The organism is Actinotalea sp. JY-7885, from assembly GCF_014525465.1.
Lineage (GTDB): Bacteria > Actinomycetota > Actinomycetes > Actinomycetales > Cellulomonadaceae > Actinotalea.
This window is the reverse complement of record NZ_JACEXH010000158.1, coordinates 1-7,379: the sequence shown is the minus strand read 5'-3', so window position 1 is coordinate 7,379 and position 7,379 is coordinate 1. Positions and strand designations below refer to the sequence as shown.

The 7,379-nt window shown below is 75.9% G+C and carries 7 protein-coding genes; 1 reads left to right on the top strand and 6 read right to left on the bottom strand.

What is annotated here, in order from left to right:
• Window positions 1–329: 329 nt before the first annotated feature.
• The gene (dinB, locus tag IDM29_RS13125; protein ID WP_255491857.1) at window positions 330–1,613 is read left to right on the top strand and encodes a DNA polymerase IV; all 1,284 of its coding nucleotides are present in this window, start codon (window positions 330–332) and stop codon (window positions 1,611–1,613) included.
• On the opposite strand, the gene IDM29_RS13120 is transcribed toward dinB, so the two are convergent.
• From IDM29_RS13120 to IDM29_RS13095, 6 genes are all read right to left on the bottom strand, one after another.
• Window positions 1,594–2,460 (bottom strand): NAD(P)H-hydrate dehydratase, encoded by an 867-nt coding sequence (locus IDM29_RS13120; protein WP_182113882.1) that lies wholly within the window; start codon window positions 2,458–2,460, stop codon window positions 1,594–1,596. The two genes, dinB and IDM29_RS13120, sit on opposite strands and share 20 nt — an antisense overlap.
• Window positions 2,447–3,202, bottom strand: coding sequence for a histidine phosphatase family protein (locus tag IDM29_RS13115; RefSeq protein ID WP_182113883.1), 756 nt, complete (start codon window positions 3,200–3,202; stop codon window positions 2,447–2,449). Before IDM29_RS13115 ends, IDM29_RS13120 begins: the two co-directional genes overlap by 14 nt.
• A complete protein-coding gene (locus tag IDM29_RS13110) occupies window positions 3,199–4,674 on the bottom strand; it encodes an amino acid permease (protein WP_182113884.1) in 1,476 nt (491 codons plus the stop codon). Before IDM29_RS13110 ends, IDM29_RS13115 begins: the two co-directional genes overlap by 4 nt.
• Window positions 4,675–4,714: 40 nt before the next feature.
• Window positions 4,715–5,986, bottom strand: coding sequence for a glycoside hydrolase family 3 N-terminal domain-containing protein (locus IDM29_RS13105; RefSeq protein ID WP_182113885.1), 1,272 nt, complete (start codon window positions 5,984–5,986; stop codon window positions 4,715–4,717).
• Between the two features lie 99 nt (window positions 5,987–6,085).
• On the bottom strand, window positions 6,086–6,376 hold the full coding sequence (locus IDM29_RS13100; RefSeq protein ID WP_255491858.1) for a hypothetical protein: 291 nt from the start codon (window positions 6,374–6,376) through the stop codon (window positions 6,086–6,088).
• A gap of 61 nt (window positions 6,377–6,437) precedes the next feature.
• Window positions 6,438–7,379: D-alanyl-D-alanine carboxypeptidase family protein (locus tag IDM29_RS13095; protein WP_188037617.1), on the bottom strand; the 942-nt coding region annotated here is incomplete at its 5' end.

Below are 7,379 nucleotides of genomic sequence, written 5' to 3'. Positions count from 1 at the left end.
GGTGAGGCGCGTCGAGGCCGTCGCGGCGGCCGCCGCGAGCGCCGCCGCGACCGCGGCGAGGTGGCGGTCGTCGTCGGCCGTGAGGCGCGGGTCGGCCTTCGCCGCGAGGCGCTCCGGCAGGGCGAACGCGCTGGTCGTGACGGGTTCCATGGTGCGGCTCCGATCGTCGGCGGCCCAGGCCGGCGATTCTCCGGCGCGACGGGGGTCTTGCCGCAAGATCCCGGGCGCGCTATACGTTGAGCATGGCAAGGACCCGCGGGTCCTTGCCATCGCTGTGCGCCGCGCCCGCGACCGGCGCTGTCGAACGTGTGTTCGAGTACGCTGATCGCGTGACCGCCGCGACGATCCTGCACGCCGACCTGGACGCGTTCTACGCGTCGGTCGAGCAGCTGCTGGACCCGGACCTGCGCGGACGCCCCGTGGCGGTCGGCGGCGGGCCGACGGGCGGCGTCGTGCTGGCGGCGTCGTACGAGGCGAAGGCCTACGGGGTCCAGGGCGGGATGGCGGGGTGGCGCGCCGCGCGGCTGTGCCCCTCGCTCGTCTTCGTGCGCGGCACCTTCGGGGAGTACCAGCGGATCGCCGACCGGGTGATGGCGGTGCTCGAGGACGTAACGCCGGAGGTGGAGCGGATCTCGATCGACGAGGCGTTCCTCGACGTCTCGGGGGCGACGCACCTGTTCGGGACGCCCGAGACGATCGCCGGGATGGTGCGTCGTCGCGTCCGCGGCGACGTCGGCCTGCCGATCTCCGTCGGCGTCGCGCGGACCAAGCACCTCGCGAAGATCGCCTCCCAGGTCGCCAAGCCGGACGGGCTCGTGGTGGTCACGCCCGGCACGGAGCAGCAGTTCCTCGCGCCGCTGTCCGTGGACCTCGTCTGGGGCGTGGGGCCCGTGACCTCGCGCCGCTTGGCCGACGCCGGGATCCGCACCATCGGCGAGCTGGCGCGGATGCCGACGGACCTCGTGGAGTACCTGCTCGGCCGCGGCGTCGGGCGCAAGCTCCACGCCATGGCGCACGACGACGACCCGCGACCCGTCGTGACGTCCCGGCGCGCCCGGTCGGTCGGTGCCCAGTCCGCGCTCGGGCGGCGCCGGCCCGAGCGGCACCTCGTGCGGGAGGTGCTGGCCCACCTGGCCGACCGGGTCTCGCGCCGGCTCCGGGCCACGCACCAGGCGGGCCGGACCGTGACCGTGCGGGTCCGCTTCGCGGGGATGCGCTCGGTCACGCGCTCGCGGACCCTCGACGTGGCCGTGGCCAGCACGCTGACGCTCACCGAGGTCGCCGAGCGGCTGGCGTGGGCCGCGATCGAGGAGACGCCCGACGAGCCGGAGATCTCGCTGCTCGGCGTCCAGGTCTCCCACCTCGCCGAGCAGCGCGCGATCCAGCTGGAGCTCGAGCTCGGGCCCAGCGACCCCTGGCGCGCGGGATCCCCGACGGGTGCGGCGCGGCACGCCGTCGACGGCTCGATGGACGCGATCCGGCAGCGGTTCGGCGCCGGGGCGGTCGGCTACCTCCCGGCCCTGACCAGGTCGAACGGCGTCCCCGACGAGTTCCGCGAGCTCGCCGAGCACGACCTGCAGGACGACGGCGTGGTCAGGCCTCGAGCTCGGTGAGGACCGAGGGGAGCTCCTCCAGCAGCTCGCGGGCCAGGTAGCCGCGCTGGGCGACGCGCGCCGCGAGCCGGCCGCCCGAGGCGCCGTGCAGGTGGGTGCCCCAGCACGCCGCCTGGAGCGGCGTCGCGCCGCGGGCGAGGACCCCGGCGACCGCGCCCACCAGGACGTCGCCGCTGCCGGACGTCGCGAGGCCGCCGTTGCCGGTCGAGGCCTCGTGGAGGGCGCCGTCCGGGTCCGCGACGGCGCCGCGGCACGTGACCACGGCGCCGTACCGCCGCGCGATGCGGGGGGCCATGGCGACGGGGTCGTCCTCGTCGCCGTCGAGCAGGCGCGCGCCCTCGTCGCCGTTGGGCGTCAGGAGGAGGCGGCCCGCGAGGCGGGCCACGAGGGCGTCGTCCACCGACGGCAGGACCCCGAGGGCGAAGGCGTCGAGCACCACCTGGGTGTCGCTGCCCACCAGCGGCAGGAGTGTCTCGAGGAGGGCCAGGGTCTCGTCGGCCCCCGCCAGGCCGGGCCCGACCACGAGGACCCGTGCGCGCTCGAGGTTCGGGGCCAGGCGGTCCGTCCCGGCCCCGTCGAGCAGGCCACCCGCGGTCTCCGGCAGCCCCACCGCGCCGGACTCGGGCACGGCGACGGCGACGGCCGTCGCCACCGACTCCGCGACGGCGAACGTCAACCGGCCCGCACCGACGCGCAGCGCCGCGATGCCGGCGAGCATCGCCGCACCCGGCGTCTCCCGCGCGCCGCCCACGACGAGCACGGAGCCGCGCTCGTCCTTGGACCCGGCGTCCCGGGGGAGCGGCCACGCGCGCAGGGTGGCCGGCGTGATCGGCTCAGAGCGCGCCATCAGTGGTCCCCGGAGGCGCGGTCGCCGGCACGTCGAGCTCGGCCAGGTGGTCCGCCGCGTCGAAGTCGCGCATCGTCCAGACGGTGCCCGGGCCCCCGTCGCGCACGAGGCGCGTGACCGACGTGTTGCGCAGCGAGCGCTCCCGCCCGACGGCGAGGATCTCCGACTCGGTCAGCTCCTCGCACAGGTAGCGCAGCACCATGATGGGCGCGTCGTGGCACACGACCATCACGGGGCCCTCGCCCACCGCGCCCGCCGCACGCAGCACGTCGAGGTCCGTGAGGAAGGCGCGCAGCCGCAGCGCGATGTCGGCCCAGGACTCCCCGCCCGGCGGTCGGTAGTAGAACTTCCCGAGCCAGCGCCGGCGCTGGGCCTCGAACGGCTGCTGGGCGTCGACGCCGCGGCCGGTCAGCGTGTCCAGCACCCCGAGCTCGCGGTCCCGCAGGCGCTCGTCCAGGCGGACACGCAGGTCCAGACCGGCCGAGCGCAGGGCGATCTCGGCGGTCCGGTGGGCGCGGACGTACGGCGACGCCCACACGGTCGCGGGACGCTCCGCGACCGGCTGCGCAGCCAGCCATGCGCCCAGCGCGCGGGCCTGCGCCTCGCCCAGCGCCGAGAGCTCGACGTCCGGGTCGCGCGCGGGGACGGGCACGACCTCGGCACCGGAGGAGTGGGCGGCGTCGGCCGCCACGTTGCCCAGGCTCTGGCCGTGGCGGACCAGCAGGAGCGTGCTCGGGCTCATGCCTCGCCCTGCGTCGCGCCGGTCGTCGCGCCGGTCGCCAGGCGGCTGCGCCGCCGGCCGTAGGCCATGTACACCACGAGGCCGATCACCATCCAGACGAGGAAGCGGATCCACGTGTCCAGCGGCAGGTTGATCATGAGCCACAGGCACGCCACCACACCGAGGATCGGGACGAGGGGCACGCCGGGCGTGCGGAACGAGCGCGGCAGGTCGGGACGCGTCCGGCGCAGCACGAGGACGCCGATGCAGACCACGGCGAACGCGAAGAGCGTGCCGATGCTCACGAGCTCGGAGAGCGTCTCGAGCGGGACGAAGCCGGCGAGCCCGGCGACGCACGCCGTGACCACGACGGTGATGAGCCACGGCGTGCCGAACTTCGGGTGGACGCGTGCCAGACCCGGGGGCAGCAGGTGGTCGCGAGCCATCGCGAAGAGCACGCGGGACTGGCCGAGCATCAGCACGAGGATCACGCTCGTGATCCCGGCCACGGCGCCGAGCGCGATGAGCCGCGCCGCCCACGTGAGGCCGAGGCTCGAGAAGGCCTCGGCCAGCGGCGCCGCGGTGTTGAGCTCCCCGTACGGCACCATCCCGGTGATGACGGCGGCGACGGCCATGTAGAGGACCGTGCAGATGGCGAGCGACCCCAGGATGCCGCGCGGCATGTCCCGCTGCGGGTTGCGCGTCTCCTCGGCCGTGGTGGCCACGATGTCGAACCCGATGTAGGCGAAGAAGACGACGGACGCGGCGGCGACGACGCCGAACGCCCCGAACATCGTCGGCTCCAGGCCGAGGAACGCCTGGATGATCGGCTGGTGCATGAGGCCGCCGCCCTCGGCGGCCGGAGCCGGCTCGGCGGGCGGGACGAAGGGGCTCCAGTTCGCCGTGTTGATGTACATGGCGCCGAGCACGATCACCAGGAGCACGACGGCGATCTTCACCACGACGAGCACGGCGGTGAACCGGCTGGAGAGCTTGGACCCGCGGATGAGGAGGAAGCCCAGCAGGATGACGATGGCCATCGCCGCGAAGTCCGGGCGGGCGGCGTCACCGGCGAGCCAGGTGGGCAGGCCGAAGAGCTGCGCGAGGTACGCCGACCAGCCGCGCGCCACGACCGCGCCGCCCAGCATGAGCTCGAGCAGCAGGTCCCACCCGATGATCCACGCCGCGACCTCGCCGAGGGTCGCGTAGGAGAACGTGTACGCGCTGCCCGCGACGGGCACGGACGAGGCGAGCTCGGCGTAGCACAGCGCCGCGAGCCCGCAGGTGAGCCCCGCGAGGAGGAACGAGAGGACCACCGCGGGGCCAGCGTTCGTGGCGGCCTGGGTGCCCGTGAGCACGAAGATGCCCGTGCCGACGATGACGCCGACCCCGAACACCACCAGGTCCCACGCGCTGAGGTCGCGCTTGAGCCGGTGGGCCGGCTCGTCCGTCTCGCGGATCGACTGCTCGACCGACTTCACCCGCCTGGCCATGGGTCCTCCGTCGTGATGGTGCGCGTCGCTCTGCGGGACCCTAGCGGGGCACGCTGACGGCTGCTCGGCCAGTCTCTCCTGGTCCGCCCCTTCCCGGCACCCCGGGATCGAGGCATGACATCGCGCGCGCGTCGCCCCCGGCCAGTGCCGTGACCCGTGCCGCCGCCTCGGAGAGGCGCCCCTCGGGCAGCTCGCCCGCGTGCACGGCGGCGACGAGGGCGTCACGCATCCGGACGGCCTGGTTGCCGTCGGTCGCCAGGACGGCGTCGGCGCCCGCACCGACCGCGAGCACCGCCGCGACCGGGAAGTCCCACCGCACGTTCACGGCGCCCATGCCGATGCTGTCCGTCATCGCGACGCCCTCGAAGCCCATCTCGCGCAGCAGCGCGTACGCCGCGGGGCTCAGCGAGGCGGGCAGGGCGGGGTCCAGGGCCTCGTACTGCACGTGGTTGAGCATGACCACCGGCACCCCGGCGTCGACGGCGTCCTGGAACGGCAGCAGGTCCGTGGTCCGCAGCTCGGCCAGGGGCGTCGTCACGACGGCGCTCCCGGCGTGGGTGTCGTCGGTCGCGCGGCCCTGCCCCGGGAAGTGCTTGACGGTCGGCGTGACGCCCGCGTCCTGGAGCCCGGCCGCGAACGCGAGGCCGTACCGCGAGGCGGTCGCCGGGTCGGCGCTGAAGGAGCGGTCCCCGATGACGCCGCCGGCGGCGCCGTCGTCGAGGTCGAGCAGCGGGGCGAGGTCCAGGTCGACGCCGACCTCGGCGAGGCGCGCGCCGAGCCCCGCGGCGTACGCCTGGACCTCGGCGGTCGACATCGCCGCGAGCCGGCGCGGCGAGGGGCCCGCGCCCACGATGGCGCGGGTCACGGCGACCCGCCCCGACTCCTCGTCGGTCGAGACGAGCAGCGGCCGGGCGGCGCGCTCGCGCAGCCCCGCCGAGAGCGTGGCGACCTGCGCGGCGGAGCGGACGTTGGACTCCGAGAGGAAGACGCCGCCGACGCCGAGATCGACGACCTGCTGCGCCAACGCGTCGTCGGGCGCCGTCACACCGGGGAGCCCCACGACGAGCACGGCGGCGGCGCGCTGCTCGAGCGGTGCCGGCACGCAGGCGGGCTCCGCGGGCTCGGGCGCAGCCGGGGGCGCCACGTCGGTCCCGGTGGCCACGAGGGCGTCCATCCGCGGCACCGCGTCGGCAGCGTGCGGGAAGACGTCGCCGACCGTCGCGCAGCCGCCGAGCAGCGCGGTCGCGACGACCACGCCGACGACGGCGCGCTGCCGTCGACCGACACCCGCCACGGCGTGGTTGTCCCGCACGGGCCCATCGTGCGGGCCGACCGCCCGGCGCGCGAGCGGGCGGGGGCGGGGGCGGTGGCCCCGACGTGCGGGTTCCCCCGCAGCGGCCGCTTCCGGGCCTCAGCGCCGGCCGGGCAGCGGGGTGCGGTGGGGCGGCACCAGCCAGCTGACGGAGCGCATCACGTCACCGGCGCGCAGCCACTCGTAGCGCTCCGTGGTGGCGTCCGACGGGTTGTCCCGCCAGCAGACGAAGACGTGCGACGTGGTCCACCGGTTGGCGCGGGCCGGGCGCCACTCCTCGGTCCCGTCCGCCCACTGCACCCGCACGATGACGGGGACCTCGCCCATCGGCCGCACCGGCACGTCGGCGGGCTGGTCCCGGTTGGCGACCACGCGCCCGTCCCCACCCACCACGGGATCCTCCTGCTGCTCGAACGTGTGTTCGAGGATACCCCGTGGGCAGGACGCCGCGTCAGCGGTTCGGGCTGTCCCACCCGGCGTCGGTGCCGTACTCCCAGTGCCACGGCTCCTGGGGGCCGCCGCCGCCGGGTTCCATGATCGACGGGTGGTGCCAGCCGAACGCGGGCCCGTGCTCCTTCATCCAGAGGTAGTCGGGGTGGCTGAAGCTGCCCAGCCGACCGAAGTTCCCGAAGTCGACGGCGACGGCGCGGCCGTGGTTGGAGGTGCCGGGGGTGGCGGCCAGGCCGCCGCGGGAGCGCCGCGTGGCGACCTGCATGCCGTAGCTGCGGTAGGAGCTGACGACCGACAGGTCGTGGCCGTGCTCGGCGCGGTAGGCCTCGTTGAGGCGCTCCAGCGCCTCGGCCGCGTCGCAGCGCAGGAGCTCGTCGGCCGCGAACGCCGGGGCGCACAGCGCCTCGGCCGGGATCTCGCCGTTCGGTGCGGCCTCGGCGATGGCGACCTTGCGGGCCATCTCCGCGGCGGCCGCCTCGGCGGCCGCGCGGGCGGCGTTCTCCGCGATGCGTGCCTCGGTCGCCGCCTGCACCTGTGCGGCGAGGGCCGTGACCTGCTCCGCGACCTGGACCATCTCCTGGGTGGCCGCCAGGTCCGAGACCGGGGCGACGGGTGCCTGCGGCGCCGGCGTGGCCTCGGCCGGCGCCTCGGCGTCGCCGTCGGTGGGCACGGCACCCCGGCCGCCGGAGGCGCGGCTCGTGCGCTCGAGGAGCGTGTCGCGCAGCTCGGTCTCGGCGGCCTGGGTGGTGCCCGGGGCCGGCTCGGCAGAGCCGATCATGGCCTCGAGGCTGGCGACCGCCTGGTCCAGCGGCGCGACGGCGCCGGGGTCCACGACGGGCGCGGCCGTCGCGGCGACGGCGTCGGCCTGCTCGATGGCCGCCGCGGCGACCTGCAGGGCCTGCGTCCGCTGGCCGGTCGCCCACGCCTCGGCCTGGGCGGTGAG

Bases quoted from the DNA above. Each gene is read 5' to 3' on its own strand.
- IDM29_RS13120 (WP_182113882.1), bottom strand. From the start codon at position 2,460: ATGGCGCGCTCTGAGCCGATCACGCCGGCCACCCTGCGCGCGTGGCCG.
- IDM29_RS13115 (WP_182113883.1), bottom strand. From the start codon at position 3,202: ATGAGCCCGAGCACGCTCCTGCTGGTCCGCCACGGCCAGAGCCTGGGC.
- IDM29_RS13110 (WP_182113884.1), bottom strand. From the start codon at position 4,674: ATGGCCAGGCGGGTGAAGTCGGTCGAGCAGTCGATCCGCGAGACGGAC.